Here is a 22,572-nt window from a genome sequence, read left to right on the forward strand (position 1 = left end):
CGCAGGGGGGCAGTCAACCCCTGCCATACTGTTCAGCATGACCAGTGCAACCTTCCGCTTCTACGAGGAGCTCAACGATTTCCTGCCGGCCGAACGGCGGCGGCAGTCCTTCACCTGCGAGTGCGCGCGAGGGGCGACGGTCAAGCACATGATCGAGGCGCTCGGGATACCGCACACTGAGGTCGAGCTGGTGCTGCTCAACGGCGAGTCGGTGGGCTTCGAGCGAGTGATCTTCGACAGTGACCGGCTGGCGGTGTATCCCAAGTTCGAAGCGCTGGACATCAGCCCGCTGCTCAAGGTTCGTGCGCAACCTTTACGGGTGCTGCGTTTCGTCGCTGATGCGCACCTTGGCGGGCTGGCCAATCTGCTGCGCATGAGCGGCTTCGACACCCTCTATGACAATGGCTTCGAGGATGGCGAGATCGCCGAGATCGCTGCGCAGCAAGGACGCATCGTGCTGACCCGCGACCGCGAACTGCTCAAGCGGCGGATCATCAGCCACGGCTGTTATGTGCATGCCCTGAAACCGTCGCTGCAGCTGCGCGAATTGTACGAGCGCCTCGACTTGGCGCGTAGCGCGCGGCCATTCAGCCTGTGCCTTCATTGCAACCTGCCGCTGCACGAGATCAGCCCGGAACTGGCCCGGTCGCAGGTGCCGCCACGCGTTGGTGCCCTCTATTCGCACTTCCTGCGCTGCGACGCCTGCCAACGGGTTTACTGGGAGGGCTCGCACTGGCGCAGCATGTGTGCACTGCTGGCACCTCTGCTGGACAAATAGCCGAGCGCATCTGGCCGGCTGCATTGCCAGGGATAGCCTCTGGTGACGCCCATGGGCCGGTGGCCGACGACGTGAAGCCGTGCTCAGGACCTTAAAGCTTGAACTGCGCTACCAGGGCATTGAAAGAGACGGCCAGCCGCGACAGTTCCTGGCTGGAGGCACTGGTCTGGTTGGCACCCGCAGCGGTCTGGGTCGAGAGGTCCTGAATGTTCAGCAGATTACGGTCCACCTCACGGGCGACTTGAGCCTGTTCTTCGGACGCCGAAGCGATCACCAGATTGCGTTCGTTGATGGTGACCACTCTGTCTGTAATTTTCTCCAGCGCCACCCCGGCGCTTTGGGCCAGTTCCTGGGTGCTGGTAGCCAGCGACAGGCTTTTGCCCATGGCAATCACAGCCCCATTAGCGCCCGCTTGGACAGTGCTGATCATGCCTTCGATTTCTACGGTCGAGGCTTGGGTGCGGTGGGCGAGCGCGCGCACTTCATCGGCCACCACCGCAAACCCGCGCCCCTGTTCGCCAGCACGGACAGCTTCGATGGCAGCGTTGAGCGCCAGCAGGTTGGTCTGTTCGGCGATGCTGCGGATCACGTCCAACACCTTGCTGACTTCCCGAATGTGCCCAGCCAGCTCGGTCACCGTCTCGGCAGAACTGCATCACGCCCCATTGGGATAGTTGCTTATCGATTAAAGGTGGAAGACGTGTCGATCAGTACCGATAGGTTGCCTGCACTGCAATTCCATGTGCACTATTTTCGTAGTTGGCACTGTATTCCGGTTGAAGACCGGAGTTGTTCGACTGCTTTACCGAGACTTTGGAATCCCAGAGATAACCATAAGCAAAGTCTATCGTCAGATCGGAATTCGGTGAGTAAGCGCCGCCCAAGGTCACGGCCTGGCGATTCCCGACCGGAACGCGCACGCTGCGATCGGCATTTCTAATGGGCGACGGATCATAGGCGTAGCCTGCGCGCAGCAGCCATTGTTGGTTCAATTGCCAGGATGCGCCAACTGCGGCGGCCCAAGTGTCGCGCCAGTTCATTTCTTCGGTCACACGTCCCAGGCCAGCCGTCTGACCCAGCGGGGAAAGACCGCTGTTGACTGCCTCGACCTTCTGGATCCGGCTCCAACGTGTCCAGGTGGCCCCCAGGTATCCCGTCCAGCGACTATTGAAATGATGGGTGATGGACGTATCCACTGATTCGGGCATAGTCAGGTCTATCTTGTTGTCATACTTTCCGTCCAGCGGAATAACGCTCGGGGAGCCGGTAACCTCAGTATGCCCTTCGAGTTCATAGCTCACCTTCGAGTGATAGTTAATCCCCCAACGGGTCGCATCACTCAAGTCAACCAAGAGGCCGACGTTGTAGCCAATCGCCGTGTCATCGCCTTTGATGGTGACCAGTGTGTCCTGACCGTTGTTCAGGGCGCCGGTGGCCAGGTAATTCTGAAGCTTTGCACTGAAATGGTTTATGGTCGGTCCGCCACCAATGGACACGTAATCATTGATTCGCCAGGCAATGGTGGGCTGCAGGGTTATTTCCTTGGTCGTGCTATAGGAACCATGGTAGCGGCCCTGAAAAGAGCCCTCGTAATCATTGATCAGACCACTCGGAGCATAGAGGCCCAGCCCCATCGAAAAACGATCGTCATGCGGCGTCGACATATAGGCGAAGGGCACGGCCGCCAACGGTACCGAGTCCCCTTCATTCGTTCCTGGGACACTGCTCTGCGCATCACTAATGTCGTCGCTCGCCGAGATGATCCCGGCGCCGCCGGAAATCTCACTACGCTTCAACTTGGTCAAGCCTGCAGGATTTCCAAAGATGGTGCTGGCGTCCAGCGCGGATGACGACCTTCCCGCATAAGCAGTTCCCGCACTGCTTGCACTTTGTTCGTTTAGAGCAATGCCATTGGCACCTGCAATAGTAGAGGCGCTGAGTAGTGCCATGGCACTGGTGAACTTAATCCAGGCAGCACACTTTCGCTGAGCAGCGAGACACGGGATCACACGGCTATTCAGTTTCATTTTCCACCTCTTGATTATTGTTTTTGTTGATTGCACGCAGGCAAGGCTTCGCCTTCCTGTGCACTTTTCAGTGCCGGTTGGAGTTGATCGAAGTTGTGTTAAACGCCCTGGCCGAACAGCGCCAGGGCACGACTGCTGGACTTACAGATGTGAATCAGAAACTCAATTAAGCCACTCGACTTGAAAGCTATAGCGCCCCAAGAGCGGAGCCAGGACTTCTTGGCCCGTTCCGGCCCTGATGCAGGCGACATGCCCACGGCGATTGTCCTGCACGACCTCAACAGCAATATCCAAAAGCCCCAGGCGCTCCACTTCCTCCTGGACTACTTTGGCAATCTCCCGCTGTTGCAAAGCGGGCTTGAATATCTTGCCCACGGCAGTCAGTGGCAACGCATCGAGGATTTCAATGCGCTTGGGAACTGCTGCCCGCTCGCTGATATTGAGATGAGCGAATGCCTCAAGTTCTTCGGCGTTGCAGGCTTGTCCGGGACGCAGTTGAACGTAGGCAACTGGCACCTCGCCCGAGTAGGCATTGGGGCTGCCGATTGCAGCGGCCAAGGCGACGGCGGGATGCGCCTGCAGAGCCTCCTCGATTTGTTTGGGATCGATGTTGTGACCGCCGCGGATGATCAACTCCTTCTTGCGTCCGGTCAGCCAGAAGTAACCCTGCGCATCCTGACGACCCAGATCGCCCGTACTCAACCAGCGCTGACCGTCGATATCGATCCAAAGGCCCTGGTTATGACGCTCCTCCAGATAGCCATCAAAGAGGTTCGGACCACTGATCGTGATGAGGCCGATCTCATCCACGTTAGCGTCGCGCAGGTACTCTCCAGAATCATTGAGCACGACCGCGCGCATATTCTGGTAGGCGATCCGTATCCCGATGGAGCCGATACGGCGCTCGCCATGGGGCGGATTGACCGAGGAAACGCAGGCGCCCTCGGTAAGACCGTAACCTTCAAGGATCTTTAGCCCGGTCCGGCGCTCGAACTCCCGAAACAACTCAGCCGGCATGGGTGCGGCGCCACACATTGCATAGCGAAGGCTGGACAGGTCGCGGCCCTCGCATTCATTTTGCAGCAGTGCGGCATAGACCGTTGGCACACCGGAAAAGAAGTTGATACCGAAGTGCTCGACCATCTCCCAGAATCGCGGGATCACCCCCTCGCCACGATACCCATGAGGCGTCCCGAGAATCACATGGTCGCCTTGAGTCCAAGGCATCAGCCCCGTCACCAGTTGTCCATTGACATGAAACAGCGGCAGGCCACAAAAGATAACCTGGCCACCGCTGCGTGGCTGCATATGAGCAGCCATGGCCCATGCATTGAATACTTCCGAGCCATGGCTACGCGCAGCGATCTTGGGGAGCCCGGTGGTGCCGCCCGTACAGATGTAGGAGGAGCACTCATCCTGGCGGATTTGCCGACCACTCTTCAGGTGTGTGTGCGGCTGAGTACTCATCAGCGATTGCCAATCGTGGATCGCGATATCGCGGTGTAAGTCTCGTTCCTTCAGTGCCGCTGCTTTCAGTGCCCCACGCACTGGTTCGGCGACATAGGGCTCCATGCTGACCCAAACGACAGACCTGACCGCGGGTAACTGATCCAGCTGCGAAGCCAGTTTGGGCCACAGATCGCTGCCCGCCGTCGGCGCGAGCGTCACCACCACGGATGCCTTCGCGGCATTCAGCAAGCCAGCCATCTGCTTGGCCTCGAGCAGCGGATTGATCGCCATGACGATGCCCGCCGCCTCCCCGCCCCAAATAGTGAAGTGGGTTTCCGGCAGATTCGGCAGGATGAAGGCAATCACCTCGCCAGGTTTTATACCCAAGTCATGGAAAGCATTCGCCGCGCGGGTGATATCCCCGAAGAGCTGGGAGTAGTTCCACTTGTAGGTGCGCCTGAAATCCGCAGCATCGGCGAAGAAGCTAAGCGCCGGTGCCTGGGGGGAGCACCGGGCCGCCTGTCGCAGCGCTTCATAAGTGCTGCAAGCCAGGCCACGCTCCGACAGGGGGACTTGTTCGAGACTTTCGATGTCACTCAGGGTCTGCACAACCATCAGCCTTCCTCCACGACTCGGTTGCGTTGCACGCCGAGGTCGATCACACCATCGGCGCTGCGAATGCGCGCCTCGACTACGTCACCTGGCTTGAGATATTGCGTCCGACCTTCCTGCGCCTTGAGGAATAGCTTCCATTTGGTGGCTTCTGGCATCAGGGCCGCAATGCGCTGTTTGGCAGGCGAAGGTATCGTTAGCGCACAGCCGGCAGGCGTACCGGTGGCAATCAGGTCTCCAGCGGCGAAATCTTGCAGGGCGGAAAGTTCGGTAAGGGTTTCAGCGGGGCCATAAACCAGGTTGGCCGTGCTGTCGTTCTGTCGCACCTGGTCGTTGACGGTCAGGCGCAGCTGCAGCTCTTTCAGGTAACGAATGTTCGTGGCATCCAGAAGGCAGAGGTACGGGCCGACCGGGCCGAAAGTGCGGAAGCTTTTGCCCTTGTAGAACTGCATCTGGGGAATCTGAATGTCACGAGCCGAGTAGTCATTGACGATGACGACGCCTGCGATGAATTCATGCAGATTGGCGTCGGTGACAGCAACAGCGCCGGTGATCGCGCGTTTCATCACCAGCCCCAGTTCGATCTCGTAGTCAAGGAAGCGCACGGTGCGCGGCTTGATCAGGTCGCTGTCAGCCGCCACCAGGCAACTCGTCGCCTTGGTGAAGATCATGTTGAATTTCTTCGCATCAGGGTCCATGCCCGACTCGATCATGTGCTGACGGTAATTGGCGCCCTGGCAGACGAACTGCTGGTTACGGGTCACCGGCGACAGCAGTTTCACTTCGCCCTCTTCCAACTCCGTACCTTTCAATTGAGCGAGGTCGTCGATACTGTTCTCGCGAATGAAATCACCGGTGGTTTCAAAAACACCGGGGACAACCGTGATACGGCCCTGGCGTAGCACGCCCCAGTGGATACCGTTCTCAAATTCAAAGCGGACTACGTGTACAGCAGACATTGAAGGTACTCCTGGAGCAGTGTTTGTCCCGCGCTCAGTGGCGCGAGAACTGTGGTGTTGTTCTGAAGGGGGGCTGGCAACGCTGTAGACCAACGAGCCGCCGACGATCAAGGCGCCGGCTTTGAGCACATCCCGACGGCCATACCTGGTTGCATTGCCCGACATGACGGCTCTACCCGAACATCCGCATGAGTGTTATCAACTTGCGAATGCTCAAGTCCGGACTGCGTCGCAGGTTGCGGAACAGGGCACGCAGATTGGCCAAGCTCATCTTCGGTTTTGTAAAACGCTTGGGCATGCGCTGCCCCCACTGCGCCATTGCCTCGGGGCTCACGGGATGAATGCCCATAGGCCGTGTGGCCGTGAAAATATCCCCGTCGCAGTAATGCTCGTGCTTATCGCCCCAAGGGTCTTGCCAGTAATCGAAGATCTGACTGCCCAGAATGTGTCGGCCGATGCCCCATGAGTGCACCCAACCGCGCTCGCGCAGGACGCGTTGCCCCATGCCCACAGCGTCTGCATCGACGACCTCGTAGGCGCTATGGCTATAGGTCGCCATGAACCCTTGCGCTATCGCGAGCGTATGGTGATCCGCGGGAATGTCACCGAGATCAAGGCGCATGAAGGTGACGATAGGTGTGCCATCAGGGAGTACCTGCACATCGCTTGGAATCAACCCCAAATGCTTCGTATACCAGGCACAGGTCGCCTGGTAATCAGCCACTTCGATGACGATGTGGCCCAATTTGAGTACTTCAGACGGAGCAATCGGCGGACGCTGCGTGGCGTTGATTCGCTGTTGCTCCTGCGCCAGATTCCAGGGAAGAGGAGCTCTGTGTCCCAGCGTTATACCTGCAGTCTGGTCGCAAACAGCCTCCACAATGAAACCGGAAGGATCGGTCAGCCTGACGTAATACCCGCCACCAGGATGTTCCGATTTCTCGACCAGTGACGCGCCCGGAATTCGCGTCAGTTTTTCCAGATCCTTGAGCGACTGGACTGCCAGTCCGAACCCCACAAAACGTGCCTGTTCTGCACGATGGACGCGGTAACAGTATGAAGCAGGGTCGGCGGCGCGCAGGTAAAGCGTATCGGCGTCCTGCTGACTGACCGTCAGGCCAAAGTCAGTCAGGAACCGCCCCGCCTCGTTCAAGTCTGGCCGTTGAAAGATCAGGTGAGTCAGATCCTGAGCCTTCACCGTCGGCTGCGGATGCCGGGCAGGTTGTGGTGTCGCTAACCGGGGCATTTCATTTTTGTGCGTCATTGTTGTTGTTTTCCGGGTTTTTAAGGTAAAGCCGTCCCCGCACCCCTGAAAATCCAGGGATGTCTGGTTGAGTCGGTCAACTAACTCAGTCGAGAGAAGGAAGTACCGGCAACTCTGTGGTCGCCAGCGCACGCGCCTCCTCTGGTGACACACCCAATGCCCGCAGCACCAGCTCGGCGGTGTCAGAGCCCGATTCGCGCCACGTTCTGTGCCCTTCCAGCACCAGGAAAATCGAGCCCAGGACGCTGCTCGATATCAGCGTCAGTACAGAGAGCAATTGCTCCTTTTCAAACGTGTACCGCCCACTGGACAGTCCGCTCAGAAGATCCGTCGTCGCTTGGCTGCTGAACATTTCGCGCAACGAAGCATTGCTCATGGCGAATTTATGTATGAACGCCCCCCACTGGGAGTCCTCGTGCGCTCGACGAATGAACAATCGAATGCCATTGGCAAGGCGCTGAGCCGGATCAGAGAGGGAATTGAAGCTCTTGTTGACGCGCTCATGCATCTCCTTCGCGAGATGGCTGGCGACCGCTTCGAACAGGCTCTCCATGCTGTCGATGTTGCTATAGACCGTTCCGCGCGCCACGCCTGCCTCTTGTGCGAGGTCGAGAATGTTCACTTGTGAGGTGCCTCTTTCAGCGAACAGGCGAAAGGCGGCTTGATGAATGCGGCGCTGTGTTGGATTTAGGGATTCCACGGTTCTCTCTCCAGGATTACCTTATGGCCCGATTGAACACTTGTGTTCAGTTGCCGTCAACAACGTTTTTTGAATTAAATACGTTTTTCTCAATGAGATCCTTTCTATGGCGTAAAAATCCGGGTGGATAGAGGGAATATGGCAGGATCGTTGAAGGGTTCTACACATTGACACAACTGAACACGCGTGTTCAGCTATGTCGTGTTTCTGGCTCGCCGTCCCGGCAGGCCATCAAGCCGGCCCATCGATGCAAACCAGGACCTCAACAACCTGAGCAAGCACTGTGCAGACGGTGCTCAAACGGTATGACCCTTAGCGATGGCTGGCCGAATTTTCATCAGCTGAAGGACAGAACATGACCGGCTCAAAGCTCTTCAAACCGCTTCGTTTGCCTAACGGCACGGTGATTCCAAACCGAATCGCCAAGGCTGCCATGGAGGAAAATCTTGCCAATGAGGATCACGCTCCAGGGGAAGCGCTGGTTAAGCTTTATCGGCGTTGGGCGGACGGTGGAGCCGGCCTGATCATCACTGGCAACGTCATGGTTGATCGCCACGCCTTGACCGGACCGGCTGGTGTGGTGCTTGAGGACGATCGGAACCTGGGCGAATTCAGGCTATGGGCCGATGCTTGCCGCAGTCGCGGAGCCCAGGCCTGGATGCAAATCAATCATCCCGGACGGCAGCTATTGGCTTCCATGGGGCAATCGGCACGGGGCCCCTCCGCGGTGGCTGTCGACATTCCCGGACTATCCAAGGCTTTTGTACCGCCCAGAGCCTTGAATGAGCAGGAGATCGAAGAGCTGATTGAGCGCTATACCCAGGCTGCAGTGCTGGCTGAGCGTGCCGGATTCACTGGCGTGGAGATTCATGTAGCACATGGTTACCTGTTCAGCCAATTCCTTTCGCCCTTGACCAACCGGCGTAGCGACCGCTGGGGTGGCAGCCTGGAAAATCGTGCGCACATTCTCCTGCGAACCATCGACGCAATACGCCTGCGAGTGGCACCGATTTTTTGCGTCGCTGTGAAGCTCAATTCCGCGGACTTTCAGCGCGGTGGCTTCGATGCCGAGGATGCGGCTCGCGTGGTGGAAATGCTCAACGCCAAGGCGGTCGACCTGGTCGAATTGTCCGGTGGCAGTTATGAAAGCCCGGCGATGCAGGGGCAAACCCGCGATGGCAGCCGCCTGGCTCGAGAAGCGTATTTTCTCGAGTGCGCGGAAAGAATAGGAGAAATAGCGCGCATGCCGCTGATGGTCACCGGCGGCGTGCGCAGAAAGGAGGTCGCGGAGCGAGTGGTGAGCGGCTCGGTGTCGATGGTGGGGCTTGCGACTGCGTTGGCAATCGAGCCGGCCCTGCCAAGCCAGTGGATGGCAGGTCAGGATACCGAAGTGGAGCCCATCGTCGTCCGCTGGAAGAATAAGGCGCTGGCATCGCTTGCAGTGGCCTCGGTGATCAAGAAGCAACTCGGCGTGTTGAGCCAAGGCAAACAGACAAAACCCAGGACGTCGCCACTCATGGCATTGATCGGCAATCAGCTGAAATCTCGTCGCCAGGCGAAGAACTATCGGCAATGGGTTGGCCGGGCTTAGCCTAATGCCAGTCAGTTAAGCGCAATCCATGTGGGAGCGGGCTTGCTCGCGAAGACGGCGGCATAGTCAACATTGATGTCGCCTGACACACCGCTTTCGCGAGCAAGCCCGCTCCCACAGGTATCGCACCTTAACTGACTGGCATTAGGGCTTAGCCGGCCAAGAATGACATCAGGACTAGGGTAGCGGCTTACCGGCGATTTTCTTGGCTCTGGCAGGTGTTACGCCCAGAGCCTTGAGAATCATCTCGGCGACCCGCTGGTCGTGCTCCGCCACCGTACGCCCCTCGACAACCGAGCGCATGGCGCCGGTTGTGCACGATACGACCATGTCCAGGGCGATCCCTTCGTCCTCGTAAGCGAAAGTGCCCGCGCTCAAACCTTCACGCAGATCGCCCAGCACATGAGCAGCCAGGCGCGAGCGCATGGCCTGATCGGAATGAATGATGCGCAGCAGTGCGTTGGCCCACTGATGATCGTAGGCGGCCCGGCATACGAACATGCGCACACCAATCGAAAGCCGCTGTGCACCGCAGTGCACGTCCGAGCTCAGGGCGGAAATGGCATCGGAGAACTCGCTCGCCATGGCGATGCCAACCGCCTCGAGTACTTCGTCGCGCGTTCGAAAATAGTTGTAGATGGTGCCATTGGATACCGCGGCCTCCGAGGCGACATCGAGCAGTGCAATCTCCCCCACCTCCTTACGTGCGACAAGCCGCAATGCCGCATCCACCAGGCCGCGACGGGTGCGTTCACGCTTCTTGTGGCCCCGAGTAAGAGGCTCTTGCTCAGTTGCTTCTGAAGGAAAAGGGGGGGAAGGCATCTTCACGCTCTTAATCGAGGAGGCTCGTTGATGGTAATGGAAACGCTGTCGGCAGTGGAATCGGCGCTACCCATCAGCATCAGGCAGTCTCGAACCAGACTGCCTGCATCGAAGCCGGGAGCGTGGTGCATGATGATACGGTCGGGGCGGATCGCGACGAGCGTGCCTTTGGCAGCCAGCGGCAGGATGTCATGGTTCAGGTCTTCGATGAAGTCGCAAGCGCTGTCGCAGCGCTGACCGCAAGGTCCGATCTGCAAGAAGTGACCTCCCATCTTTATCCAGGAAAAGACCTCAGCAGCGCTCAGCAGTGACAACGGGTCAACACCGAATCCGACCAGGGTCAGGTTGTGTCCAAGAGCATCGTCGCTCAGCAGGATCTCCTGTTGCCTGTTGCGAATCCAGGCCTGGGGAAACAGACTGCCACGAACCAGCTTGTCGCCACGACGATGCTGCACGAACAGACCGTCTTTGAAGATGTTCTTCGGCTTGATGTCCAGTTGCTCGAAGTACCTTCTTGTAGCGGGAGTCAACGCCAGCGTGCGCATCAGGCCGTGGACGAAGAAAGCTGCGATCTTGTTTCTGGGCATCACCAGACGGCCCATGAGTTTTGCCAGATTGATCATCGCCTGGGCATGGGGGCGGCGCTCTACGTCATAGCTATCGAGTACTGAAGGCGCGGCCTGGCCGTGAAGGACCCAAGCCAGTTTCCAGGCAAGGTTGGCACCATCTCGAAGTCCCGCTACGAGACCTTGCCCGACAAAGGGCGGGGTGATGTGGGCTGCATCCCCGACAAGAAAAGTTCGTCCCTTGCTGAATCTGTTGCAGCAACGCGCGTGGAATCGATAAATCGCCTTGCGCTCGATTTCCAGTTCCTGCGGATTGACCCATGGCGCGATCAGCCGGGCGATGCTTTCCGGGCTTTCCAGCTCTTCCCGGGATTCCCCCGGGTGGAGCATGAACTCCCAACGTTCCCTTCCGCCGGGCGCAGGCATGTGCGGTGTTGGGCGGCGTGGATCACAGAGAAACTCAACGTGATCAATGGCTGACTTATGCCGGTTTTTGGCATCGACAATCAGCCAATCCTCTGCATAGGTTTGTCCTTCGAATTCCTGGCCAATCAAGGCCCTGACCCTGGAGCTTGCACCATCCGCACCGACCAGATATCGGGCGCGAATGAAATGCAGATGGCCATCCTGGTCCCGCACGGAGGCGACGACACAATCCGATTCCTCGACCAGATTCTCGAGCTCGAACCCACCCAGGCTGGCCACTGACTTCAGCCCAGAGACCTGTTTACGCATCGCGTGTTCGAGGTCGGGTTGATAGAACGTCACCAGTTTGGGGTGGCCGTCGATGCACCCGGCGGTATTGGCCCGACTGAATTGCCCGAGGACCGGAGAGTGCATCTTCACTTCAGGGATAACGATCTTCTCGAAAGCGTCTTCCGACAATCCGGCGAGTTGCAGGATGCGAAGCGCCTCGTTGTCCAGAGCGATAGCACGGGGCATTAGCAGGACCTCATGGGTCTTGTCCAATACCAGTGTCTTTACCCCATAGCGGCCGAGCAGCGCCGCGATTGTCGCCCCTACCGGACCGTTACCGACGACCAACACATCGACGGCGGTGGGAGGCAGTTCGGTACCTTTCTTGTTGTTGTTCATCTCGAGCCCTTGTTGTGATTGAAGTCGTGAGACGTGGAGATCTCATCGTCAGGCAAGGTGAAGGTATGTAAAATTGAGACATATTTCAATATTGATATTTTCGTCATTACAATTTTTTGATCATTACCGCACCGGGATGAGGTCCGATCTGCGCAAGGTGCTGGGCGACGACCCCAGGCAGCCCCGCTTCATCGAGACTGTGTCGCGGCGCGGCTATCGCTTCATCGCCGCGCCCTCCCCTGCACCTTCGATGCCACCGGCAACCGCAACGGTGCCGGCCGATGCGTATCCGTCGCCGCCATTCATTGGTCGTGATGAACGGCGCAACCCTGTCGCAGCTGCGTGAGCGCGAGGACCTGATCGACATCGTGGCCCGTGCCGTACCTGAGGAGCGCTTGAGCCTCGATACACTCAAAGACATCAACATTTACACGCGCCAGGGCACGGTGGTGCCACTGTCGCAAGTCGCACAGGTGCGCTCTGAGCTGGAACAGCCGGTGTTGTGGCGCCGCAACCGCGATATGGCGATCACGGTGCGGGCCGACGTGAAGGATGGCGAGCAAGGTGTATCGGTGACGCAGGAGATCCAGCCGTTGCTCAAGGATATCGAAGCGAAACTGCCGTCGGGCTACCGCATCGACGTGGGCGGCGCGGTGGAGGAAAGTGACAAAGCCAACAAGGCACTGCTGGCGGTGGCTCCGCTGATGCTGATCAGCATCCTGCTGTTGCTTATGCTGCAACTGCAGAGCTTCTCTCGCATGTGGATGGTGGTGCTGACCGCACCGCTGGGCCTGATCGGTGTGGTGCCGGCGCTGCTGGTGTTCCAGTCGCCGCTGGGCTTCGTCGCGATCCTGGGCATCATCGCACTGGGTGGCATGATCATGCGCAACTCGGTGATCCTGATCGATCAGGTACAAACCGAGATCGCCGAAGGACGCGACCCGTGGAATGCGGTGCTGGATGCCGCCATTCACCGGGCCCGTCCCGTGATGCTGACGGCGCTGGCCACCGTGCTTGCAATGATCCCGTTAACGCGCAGTGTGTTCTGGGGGCCGATGGCAATTGCGATCATGGGCGGCCTTACCGTGGCGACGCTACTGACGATCTTCTTCGTCCCGGCGTTGTACGCCGCATGGTTCAAGGTGGGTCGCCAGACGGCAGTCGACACTCAACAGGTGATGAGGGACGCCGCGCTCGCTTCTGAGTGAGGCGTGCCGTGATGCCCCGACCTCACCGCTATTAGAAAGGCTTGCTCTGCGCCGATTCTGAAAACGATCGAGGTCAGCCGCGAGGTTCTGCGAACGTTACTCTCTTTCGCTCCCTCGCGGCTTACAGGAAAGGGGCTACTGACGACAGACCGCTTCCGGCCAAAGGCAGGCATCCAGTTACAGCCCCTCCACGGCAGCAGCTAGCTCTTGCATTGGGTGTCGAGGCAGCTTTCCACACTTGCTACCTAAGCCTGGGTCAGGTTGGAGATCTTGACGTCCGGATCGACGTCAGCCTCGTAGTCCACCCCTTCGATCCCGAAACCGAAGAGACGCAGGAACTCCGCCTTGTAACCGACAAAATCAGTAAGTTCATAAAGGTTGTCATTGCTGACCTGATCCCAGAGTTGCTTGACCCGGTCCTGGACTTCGGGAGCCAGCTCCTTGTAGTCCGCGCGCAGGCGACCCTCTTGATCCATAACTGGAGAATGGCCGTACAAGCTGTCTTTGTAGAGCGCGTAGACCTGCTCGATGCATCCCTCGTGTGTGCCCTGCTCCTTCATGACTTTGAACAACAATGACAGATACAGCGGCATGATCGGGATAGCTGAACTTGCCTGGGTAACCACCGCTTTCAATACCGAGACCCGCGCGTCGCCCCCCAGAACAGCCAACCGTTCACGGATACCAAGGACTTTCTGATCCAGGTCCTTCTTGGCCGCACCAATGGAGCCATTCCAATAGATGTCATGAGTCAGCTTTTCGCCCAGGTAAGTGAACGCGGTCGTTTTCGCCCCATCAGCCAAAACACCCGCTTCGTGCAGGGCATCGATCCACATCTGCCAGTCTTCGCCGCCCATCACGGCCACCGTGCCATCGATTTCGCTTTGGGTCGCGGGTTGTAGCGTGGTGTCCTTGACCACTTCCTTATCCGTATCCAGGCCCCGCAAGGTCACGGCCTTGTCGAGCGGCTTGAGAGTAGAACTGAATATTTCACCCGTCTTGGGGTGTGTCCGGCGCGGTGCGGCAAGACTGTAAACAACCAGGTCGACCTTCCCGAAGTCGCGCTTGATAACGTCGATAGTCTTCTGTTTGATCTCGTCGGAAAAAGCATCGCCGTTGATGCTCTTGGCGTAGAGGCCGTCGGACTCGGCAAACGTGTGAAAGGCCGCTGTGTTGTACCAGCCGGCGGTGCCGAGCTTGCCCTCATCGCCTTCACGTTCGAAAAACACACCGAGAGTGCTGGCGCCACAACCAAAAGCTGCCGTTATCCGCGCAGCAAGTCCGTATCCGGTCGATGCACCAATCACCAGCACGTTCTTTGGCCCCCCGGAGATCAATCCTTCTGCGGTAACGTAGTCGATCTGATTCTTGACGTTGGCTTCGCAGCCAGTGGGGTGAGTAGTCACACAGACAAAGCCGCGAACGCGCGGTTTGATGATCATAAAAGATCTCCCTCTTCCAAAATGTAGAGAGCCAACACTGGCTATAAAAGTCATAGACGCCTGGAAAGCTGAAGCGTCACGGTGAATGATCTGCTGCGGTTGGTGCCCCTACCGCCGGCTGCGTCCGCACACACCGTCGTATCGTGGCAGGACGTCGTCTTCGGCAGTTACAGACTCAGTGTTGAATGTCCGAGTTGGGTCGCTTGCTGCCCGTCGTGGCAGGCAGCTATCAGCCAGGAGCGGACATTTCCAAATCCATTGGTGATACTTTCCGGTAAAAGGCTTCCCCTCATGATGCGCCGTTTAATCTTCCTTGAAGCGCTTACTGGATAGGTCCGTACAGACTTTCACAGTCCCCGGCCTTCCTGTTACCGGAGTTACAAACCCGACTCCCCTTACGCCGCCTGCCGCCGCATGGTCAGAATGGCAGCACCGAAACCGATGAATGTCGACCCCACCACCCGACTGACCCAACGGGACAGCGCAGGCCGGGTCAGCACACCCTTGGCCCGCGAGGCGAGCGCGGCATAGAGGCTCAGGGATGACACCGACAATGCCATGAAGATCGAGGTGAGGATCAGAAATTGCGGCAGCAATGCCGTGCTCTGATCGATGAACTGCGGGAACAGCGCGGTGAAGAACATCGTCGCCTTGGGGTTGGTCACCGCCGTCAGGAAGGCCGATTTGTACAGTTTGGAACGAGTCGGCCGGCTTTTCTTCAAGTCGTCCTGAATCCCGTCCGGGAGCATCGGGCCCTTTTTGAACAATTGTCTGATGCCCAGATAGAACAAATAACCGGCACCGATGAACTTCACCGCGTTGAACAGCCATTCGGAACTGGCAAGCAGCGCCCCCAGCCCCAGCATGGCAGCGGACGACAGGCAGAACAGGCCACTGGCGTTGCCGAGCGATGACCACATGGCGCTGCGCTGCCCATGGGCCAGGCTATTGTTGATCGCCATCAAGGTCGCAGGCCCTGGGCTGGCGATGGCAATCGCGGCGACCAGGGTAAAAGTCAGAATCGAGTGAGAATCCATTTTCAAAGCTCGTGGTGGTGAGGGCTGGCATATTACAGGAACGAGCGGGACAACGAGTTAAGTGGATCGGGCGTTGGGAAAAAGTGTCCACCCGATGCACGTCGACGGCAATTCACTTCCTAGGTTTAATCCAACTCGTTGATGCAAACCACTTTAGGCTGCGTCATGTCCTCATACGCAAATCGAACACCTTCGCGCCCCAGACTTCCGTACTTGAAACCTCCGAAAGGCATGGCATCGAAACGATAATCGGAAGAATCATTGATCATCACGCCACCCGCCTCAATCTGACGCGCGAGTTTTAAAGCCTTGGCGATATCACGTGTGAATAGACCTGCATGCAAGCTGTACTCTGTTGCGTTAGCCAGAGCAACAGCATCATCCAGATGGTCAAAAGGCTCCAGGATAACCACCGGCGCGAAGACCTCCTGCTGCCAAATCGTACTACTATGCCTTACGTGCTCAAGCACGGTCGGCGCATAACTTCCCCCTTGGCGATGGTGCCCACACAGAAGAACGGCACCCTCGGCCAGCGCATCATTTACCAATTGTTCGGTACGACGCGCCGCCTGTTCCGTGATCATCGGGCCTACATCTGTTGCTCGCTGGTCAGGATCGCCCACCACCAATGCACGCGTTTGGCTTACAAAACGCTCACGGAAGTCCTCATAAATTGAACGATGAACAAGGATGCGCTGTGTGCCGATGCAATTCTGCCCTGCGGCCCAAAAGGCACCAGACACGCAGGACTCCACGGTCGATTCAATATCACAATCTTCAAGCACAAGAACCGGGGCATTTCCTCCCAGATCCATTGCCAACTTTTTCAAACCAGCACTACGAGCAATGGCCTCTCCCGTGGCAAAGCCACCCGTAAAGGAAATCATCCGAACTTCGCGAACCTCTACCAATGCTTTACCCAAGTCGACGCCACCTGTAGCCGGAGTAATCACAGAGGGTGGAAGACCCGCTTTCACCAGGCACTCAACGAGCTTGAGAGCAGACAACGGCGCGAGTTCCGAGGGTTTCAAAATCACGGCATTGCCACCGGCGATTGCAGGGCCGAGTTTATGGGCGACCAGATTCAGCGGATCGTTGTAGGGAGTGATCGCGACGATAAGCCCCAACGGTTCCCGCGTGAACCAACCTTGACGCGATTCCGATCCTTCATAAGCCCCAAATGGAATCACTTCCCCGGCGTTACGACGCGCCTCTTCCGCCGATAGCTTCAACGTGTTCACGCAACGCTTCACTTCCTTCTCTGCTTGTCGCAGCGTTTTTCCCGCCTCTGCAACGATCAGCTTGGCAAATGCATCAGACTCAAGCTCCACACACCGGGCGGCGTTCTCAAGAATGCGCGCACGCAAGTGACGAGGCATTGCCGCACTCTCGCGCACGCCGATTCGCGCGCGTTCCAGCAAGCCAGGAACTGCGGCAGCATCGAGGCAAGGGACGCTCCCTACCAAGTGACCATCGAATGGACTGAACACATCAATCTGTTTGGCTTCAACAAGCTGGATACTGGCTCTGCTGGATACGCTCATGACTATCTCCTGTTATTTGCCGTGGGCGGTGTGGATGGCGACGATGTCCGACAGCAATGCGAAGGCCGTCTCGATACGCCCTGCCCCTGGCCCGGACACCGTGACAGCGCCTAGCAGTTCGGTATTGAATGACACTGCATTCGTGGCGCCGACAATACCTGCCAGAGGATGCGAGTTCGGCAGCAGCCGGGCCTCCACTCTCGCTCGAACCGAGCCATCTGCCTCACGATCGGCTGAGCCAATCAGTTTCCAGCTCGCCCCATTGGCACTTGCCTGGGCAATATCTTGCGCGCTGATATTGCTGATACCCGAACACACCACATCGCTGACATTCAAATGTGCATTGAGCAGTTCGTTGGCCAGGATGACCACCTTGAGACGCACGTCAAACCCTTCCACATCGGCGGTTGGATCTGCCTCGGCGTAGCCGAGCTGTTGCGCTTGTACGACGGCATCGTTGAACGTCAGGCCGTCTTTCATTTGGGTGAGCACGTAGTTGGAAGTACCATTCAGGATGCCTTCGAAACCTTGTACGTTGGCACCCGCCAAGGCCTGCCTGGCCAGACGAATCACCGGAGTGCCACTCATCACCGCTCCCTCGTATTCGAAAGTCACCTGGTTGCGATGGGCCAACACCTTGAGCTCGGCACCGTGCAGCGCAATGGGCCCCTTATTGGTGGTCACTACATGAATGCCACTTTCCAATGCCCAGCGGCAAAAGGTAGTTGCGGGCTCGCCATCCACCGGATTGGTGAAAGTGGCCTCAGCGATGATGTCTGCACCGGAATGCTTGATCACGGTTTCGTTGAAGGCCTCAGCATTGCCACCGGGCAGTTGAGCGAACACGCCTTTCTCAACGGGCAGCGCGACCAACTGCTTTGCATCCAGACCGTCTTTAGCAACGATGGAGCCGAGGAACAGATCGGTGACACCGACAATTTTGATAGTGAAGCCCAGGGACTCTTTCCACTCGGCATTACGATCGGCGACCAACTGGGCGAAGCCACGGTTCACGCCACCAAACCCTACCAAGGCGATTTTGTACTCAGTCATAAAAGCTGTTCCTTTATTGATGTTGTTCGATAGGAACATGCTAAGAGTCGGGCTTTGGCAGTTGAATATGGCAGTCTGCTGTATTAGTTGGGCATTTTGCCCAAGCACGATTTTTAAAACACTGCTGAAAGGACGAACGATGTCACGGTGTTTTCCACCCCCGGCATGGCCGCGATTTCCTTCCACACGAGATGGACACGTTCAGGTGTGGCTGCATTCACGCGCAGCATTAAATCGAACTCACCACTGAGTACTTCACACTGCACGACTTCGGGAATGGAGCGCAGCGCAGCCAGTACTTCTTCGCCACGCATGCGGTCGTAGCGGTAGACAAAGATCACCGCGCTGATAAGCGACGTAGGCCGCCGCGACTCACCGAGAAGTACCGTATAGCCCTGAATCGCACCGTCGCGCTCAAGACGTTCGATGCGCTGGCGCACAGCATTGCGCGACAAGTTGATCTTGGCGCCCAGTTCGATATGGGCTATTCGCGCATTGGCGGTGAGCTCGGCCAGTATGCGTTCGTCCAGCGGATCCAGAATGCGCTTCATGCAAGCCTCTGCTGCGCAAGACGAAGAACCTGACACAGACCGCCCAGATCGTCCCTGGCCAGGTACGGTGGTTGCGCGCGCACCTCGACAGTGCCCGGAACGCTTGCTTGCCAGACGCCCAGCTCGGCCAACAGCGCCGCTGACTTGGCCGGCGCAATTTGCCCGAAAGTGACCATCGGTGCGCCCAGGCTGCGTCGATGAAGCCTGCCGGCCAGTACTCCGACAGCGGTGTGGGGATCGATGGCCGAGCCTGTTTCCCGGAACAGCTCGACTACCTCATCGCGCACCTGAGATTCATCTACGGCATAGGAATCGAAGAGTACTCGAGCACGCAGCCATTGTTGGTTGCCGATGCTCATTTCCCCGTAACTTTCAAAATGCTCCATCAGTCCTTTTGTTGAGCAGCCATCGTGCTCGTAAATCTCCCAGATAAACCGCTCCAGGTTGGAAAACAATGAGAAGTCCATCGCCGGCGACACTGTTCGATCAGTCATCCGGGTGGAGTAGCGATTGCAATGAAAAAACTGGTGCAGGGCATCATTGCTGTTGGTGGAAATGATCACTTGGTTGATAGGTAACCCCATTTTCTGCGCAATGTAACCGGCGTAGATCTCGGCCGAGCTGGCAGCTGGAACGCTGAAGCCAACGGGACGCGAGCCACCGCCCAGTTGCAAGGCCGCATGGAAGTAAAAAACAATCTGGGCCAGAACGCCGATCCAATTGGTCGAGTTGAAACAGACCGGCATCACTCCGTCCAACGGCCACTCACGCAAGAGTCGGGAGACCAGTGTCTGGCAATCATCGAAATTTCCATCAACCGCAAACAGCTGAACGCGCTGCGGGTCGGCTGCCTGCAAGGCACTGAGTTGCTCAGGCGCAAGCCCGTCGCGCGGATACAGTATCGCCAGGCGAGCGGCCGGGCAGTCAGCAAAGGCTTCAAGCGCCGCGAGGCCCGTATCACCGTTAGTTGCACCGACCACCCATGCTTGTTTCCCGACCTCCGTCAGAAAATGCTTGACCAGGCGCGCCTGCAATTGCGCGGCGAAATCTTTGGAAGAACGGGTCGGGCCATGAAACAGCTGGAGTATCCACTCGTTATGCCCGATCTGCTCAAGCGGCGTAATAGCGCGATGCTTGAATTGTTGATAGCTATCACTGAGCAAGTCACGCAGGGTGCTTTCGTCCATGGACGAGCCAACAAAGGGCGAAATTATCCGCCATACCAACTCATCAAACGGCAGCCATGACCAACTGGTAATTTGTTTCTCAGTGAATACCGGCAAACGGGTCGGGACATACAGACCTCCATTTTCGGCGAGCCCCGACAAAACCACACTGCGAAAATCCGCCCGCGTGTCACCGCCGCGTGTGCTTACATAATCCATGACCACTCCCAATCGGTATTACAGAAGGCGATGGGCTTGAGCCACCAGCCAGGTAGAAAAATTTGCGGCATCTGGCGATAGCGCTTCAGTCTGTTCGTGTACCAGATAAAAAGACTCGCTGGCCTCGATTCGGATACTGAATGGCGCAACCAATTGCCCACTCTTGAGCAAATCCTCGACCACGGAAGATCGTGCCAGCGCAACGCCCTGCCCCAGTTCGGCCATGCGGATCGTGGAGATCAGCGTGTCAAACTGAAGGCCACGGGAATAGTCGACGTCGTCTGCTCCAACTCGCTTCAACCAGTAACCCCAACCTTCTTCGTAACCCAACACGTGAAGTAGAGAATGGTTCATCAAGTCGCGAGGCTCATGTATGGGTGAGCTGGCCATGAGCGTTGGGGAGCAAACCGGCTGAAGGATGTCCCAAGTCAATCGCTGAGCGTGCAAGCCCGACCACTCACCGCATCCCCAGCGAATCTCCAGGTCGTCCTCGCCGTCTGGTTCTTTCACCCAAATATTGCTGATATACCGAATATCGATCTGCGGATACTCCCGACAAAAATCTGCGAGCCGGGGGGCCAACCAATAGTGAAGAAAGGAAAGGCTGCCACGCACCTTCAAATGTCTTCGATTGCGCTGGCCGAAAATCTCGTTTGTGCCGACTGCAAGTCGACTGATCGCGTCTTGTACGACAGGCAGGTATGACTGCCCTTCCTCGGTCAAGCCAAGCCCTCGAGGTAAGCGCTTGAACAGCGCCACACCGAGGTGGCTTTCTAATTGACGGATCTGCTGACTCACAGCCCCTTGAGTCAAATGGAGTTCTTCCGCCGCATGGGTAAAGTTCAAATAACGCGCCGATACTTCGAATGCCCTCAACCAGTTCAAGGGTGGTAGTGACTTTTGACTCATCGGCGCAACCTCATCAGGACTTTATCTATGCTTAATCATTGCCTGAGAAATTCACGCGGTGCTAGAGGAATGAACAGCTGCGGCTAAAGCCAACCGCTCTGCTCTCTTGTTTCGAGTGATCCAGTAAACGAAATAACACCACGCGATAAAGGGGAGGCCGAAGTAAAGCGCCACTCGCTGCTCAGGATCAAAAGCGATACCCACACAGGCCAGCAGACAACACAACAGTGCACCGATAGGCACCCATGGATAGCCACGCACACGGAAATGCAGGTCTTCAACTCGTCCGCCATTAGCGACGTATTGGCGACGGAACGCGATCTGGCTTGCAGCAATGCTCATCCACACGACTACGACCGCTAGACCGGAAATGGACACCAAGGCTAAATAAACCGTATCAGGGGCAAGCACACTGCTGAGCAGAGAAGCCACTGCACCCGCCATACTGAGAACGATGGCGTTCACCGGTGTGCCCCGACTGGAGAGCTTGGCGTAGCGCTTAGGCATATGTCCTTGATCGCTCAGTGTCCACAACATGCGCGACGCTGCATACAGGCCCGAATTAGCGGCGGAAATCAGCGCCGTGAGAATGACGAAGTTCATAATGTCGGCAGAGTATGGGATGCCAATCAACTCAAAAACCATGACGAACGGACTTTCTACGAGCCCCGCTTGCTCTCGTGGCAGTAACGTCGCAAGGACGAAAATTGTCCCCACGAAGAACAGCGCCAAACGTACCACTGTCGTGCGAATTGCCTTGGGAACGCTAGTTTGTGGATCTTGCGCTTCACCTGCGGCAATCCCGATGAGCTCGGTTCCGGAAAATGCGAAGGAAACAGCCAGGAGGGTCATTGCAATGGGTAAGAACCCGGTGGGAAAAAGCCCTTCACGGGTGAAGTTGGAAAGTCCGGCACCCTGCAAATTCTGTACTTGAAAAAGACCGAAAATTGCCGCTCCGCCGATCACAATGAACGTGATAACGGTCAGAACCTTAATCAGCGAAAGCCAAAATTCAGTCTCCGCAAACAACCGAACAGAGACAACATTGCTTAAGAAGACTGCAATGGCAAACAACGCACTCCAAATCCAGACCGGCGTATCAGGAAACCACCGAACCATCAGTATGCCCGCAGCTGTAAATTCTGAACCGATGGCGACTGCCCAAGTGAGCCAATAAAGCCAAGCCACTGTATAGCCTGTGCCTGGGCCAAGGTATCGCGTTGCGTAGCTACTGAAAGATCCGGTTTCTGGCATCTGTACAGCCAACTCACCGAGACAGACCATGACTAAATACACCATCACTGCACCGATGATGTAAGCGATCACTGCACCGAGGGGCCCTGCCTGATTAACCGTGTAACCGGAGGTAAGGAATAACCCCGTACCGATCACACCGCCCAGTGCCAACATAACGATGTGGCGAGTTTGCATTTCCTTTTTGAAACGCGAATTTGGGTCGGACTGGTTACTTTCTATCTGTGTGGTCATAGTTGTTTTCTCATGAAATGTTCGGACAAGCACCTTGTAACTGGCTTTTGGGCAGTACAATTTTTTTGTCGCTGGATTTTATTATTTTCATT

General features: G+C 57.2%; 18 protein-coding genes and 1 pseudogene. 3 read left to right on the forward strand and 16 right to left on the reverse strand.

Annotated features, from left to right (window positions below; all coding sequences use genetic code 11):
- The first annotated feature begins 37 nt into the window (after positions 1–37).
- Positions 38–778 carry a Mut7-C RNAse domain-containing protein gene (locus IC37_RS02195; protein ID WP_030130679.1) on the forward strand — a complete coding sequence of 247 codons (741 nt, stop codon included), beginning with the start codon at positions 38–40 and terminating at the stop codon, positions 776–778.
- A 91-nt stretch (positions 779–869) separates the two neighbouring features.
- On the opposite strand, the pseudogene IC37_RS02200 reads toward IC37_RS02195, so the two are convergent.
- The 6 genes and pseudogenes from IC37_RS02200 to IC37_RS02225 form a co-directional block, all read right to left on the reverse strand.
- Positions 870–1,364, reverse strand: a pseudogene (locus IC37_RS02200) (methyl-accepting chemotaxis protein); the annotation flags it as partial.
- A gap of 121 nt (positions 1,365–1,485) precedes the next feature.
- On the reverse strand, positions 1,486–2,805 hold the full coding sequence (locus tag IC37_RS02205; RefSeq protein WP_030130677.1) for an outer membrane protein transport protein: 1,320 nt from the start codon (positions 2,803–2,805) through the stop codon (positions 1,486–1,488).
- A 162-nt stretch (positions 2,806–2,967) separates the two neighbouring features.
- Positions 2,968–4,869, reverse strand: a complete 1,902-nt coding sequence (locus tag IC37_RS02210; protein WP_030130676.1) for an acyl-CoA synthetase — start codon at positions 4,867–4,869, stop codon at positions 2,968–2,970.
- Positions 4,869–5,825: a fumarylacetoacetate hydrolase family protein gene (locus tag IC37_RS02215; RefSeq protein WP_030130675.1), complete on the reverse strand. Its 957-nt coding sequence runs from the start codon at positions 5,823–5,825 to the stop codon at positions 4,869–4,871. The genes IC37_RS02210 and IC37_RS02215 overlap by 1 nt, the downstream gene beginning before the upstream one ends.
- 172 nt (positions 5,826–5,997) lie before the next feature.
- Positions 5,998–7,089: a VOC family protein gene (locus IC37_RS02220; protein WP_030130674.1), complete on the reverse strand. Its 1,092-nt coding sequence runs from the start codon at positions 7,087–7,089 to the stop codon at positions 5,998–6,000.
- Between the two features lie 85 nt (positions 7,090–7,174).
- Positions 7,175–7,789, reverse strand: coding sequence for a TetR/AcrR family transcriptional regulator (locus IC37_RS02225; RefSeq protein ID WP_030130673.1), 615 nt, complete (start codon positions 7,787–7,789; stop codon positions 7,175–7,177).
- A gap of 355 nt (positions 7,790–8,144) precedes the next feature.
- Here IC37_RS02225 and IC37_RS02230 point away from each other — a divergent pair, with 355 nt between their 5' ends.
- On the forward strand, positions 8,145–9,380 hold the full coding sequence (locus tag IC37_RS02230) for an NADH:flavin oxidoreductase/NADH oxidase family protein (RefSeq protein WP_030130672.1): 1,236 nt from the start codon (positions 8,145–8,147) through the stop codon (positions 9,378–9,380).
- A 177-nt stretch (positions 9,381–9,557) separates the two neighbouring features.
- On the opposite strand, the gene IC37_RS02235 is transcribed toward IC37_RS02230, so the two are convergent.
- Entirely contained in the window at positions 9,558–10,202 is a 645-nt protein-coding gene (locus IC37_RS02235) for a TetR/AcrR family transcriptional regulator (protein ID WP_030130671.1), read from the reverse strand.
- Positions 10,203–10,204: 2 nt separating this feature from the next.
- Positions 10,205–11,863: a bifunctional 3-(3-hydroxy-phenyl)propionate/3-hydroxycinnamic acid hydroxylase gene (locus IC37_RS02240; RefSeq protein WP_030130670.1), complete on the reverse strand. Its 1,659-nt coding sequence runs from the start codon at positions 11,861–11,863 to the stop codon at positions 10,205–10,207.
- A 281-nt stretch (positions 11,864–12,144) separates the two neighbouring features.
- Here IC37_RS02240 and IC37_RS02250 point away from each other — a divergent pair, with 281 nt between their 5' ends.
- Positions 12,145–13,071, forward strand: a complete 927-nt coding sequence (locus IC37_RS02250) for an efflux RND transporter permease subunit (RefSeq protein WP_030130669.1) — start codon at positions 12,145–12,147, stop codon at positions 13,069–13,071.
- A 245-nt stretch (positions 13,072–13,316) separates the two neighbouring features.
- On the opposite strand, the gene fabV is transcribed toward IC37_RS02250, so the two are convergent.
- The 8 genes from fabV to IC37_RS02290 all read right to left on the reverse strand — a co-directional run bounded on the left by fabV (position 13,317) and on the right by IC37_RS02290 (position 22,480).
- Positions 13,317–14,513, reverse strand: coding sequence for an enoyl-ACP reductase FabV (gene fabV / locus IC37_RS02255; protein WP_030130668.1), 1,197 nt, complete (start codon positions 14,511–14,513; stop codon positions 13,317–13,319).
- 395 nt (positions 14,514–14,908) lie between these two features.
- Entirely contained in the window at positions 14,909–15,550 is a 642-nt protein-coding gene (locus tag IC37_RS02260) for a LysE family translocator (RefSeq protein ID WP_030130667.1), read from the reverse strand.
- 125 nt (positions 15,551–15,675) lie between these two features.
- Positions 15,676–17,094, reverse strand: a complete 1,419-nt coding sequence (locus IC37_RS02265; RefSeq protein ID WP_030130666.1) for an aldehyde dehydrogenase family protein — start codon at positions 17,092–17,094, stop codon at positions 15,676–15,678.
- 12 nt (positions 17,095–17,106) lie between these two features.
- Positions 17,107–18,147 carry a homoserine dehydrogenase gene (locus tag IC37_RS02270; protein WP_030130665.1) on the reverse strand — a complete coding sequence of 347 codons (1,041 nt, stop codon included), beginning with the start codon at positions 18,145–18,147 and terminating at the stop codon, positions 17,107–17,109.
- Between the two features lie 113 nt (positions 18,148–18,260).
- Complete coding sequence (locus tag IC37_RS02275; protein WP_030130664.1) at positions 18,261–18,698, reverse strand: Lrp/AsnC family transcriptional regulator; 438 nt, start codon at positions 18,696–18,698, stop codon at positions 18,261–18,263.
- Entirely contained in the window at positions 18,695–20,083 is a 1,389-nt protein-coding gene (gene thrC / locus IC37_RS02280; RefSeq protein WP_030130663.1) for a threonine synthase, read from the reverse strand. The genes IC37_RS02275 and thrC overlap by 4 nt, the downstream gene beginning before the upstream one ends.
- Positions 20,084–20,101: 18 nt before the next feature.
- The gene (locus tag IC37_RS02285) at positions 20,102–20,992 is read right to left on the reverse strand and encodes a LysR substrate-binding domain-containing protein (protein ID WP_030130662.1); all 891 of its coding nucleotides are present in this window, start codon (positions 20,990–20,992) and stop codon (positions 20,102–20,104) included.
- 51 nt (positions 20,993–21,043) lie between these two features.
- Positions 21,044–22,480, reverse strand: coding sequence for an amino acid permease (locus IC37_RS02290; RefSeq protein ID WP_030130661.1), 1,437 nt, complete (start codon positions 22,478–22,480; stop codon positions 21,044–21,046).
- Positions 22,481–22,572 lie beyond the last annotated feature (92 nt).

It is taken from the genome of Pseudomonas sp. QTF5 (genome assembly GCF_000512695.2).
Lineage (GTDB): Bacteria > Pseudomonadota > Gammaproteobacteria > Pseudomonadales > Pseudomonadaceae > Aquipseudomonas.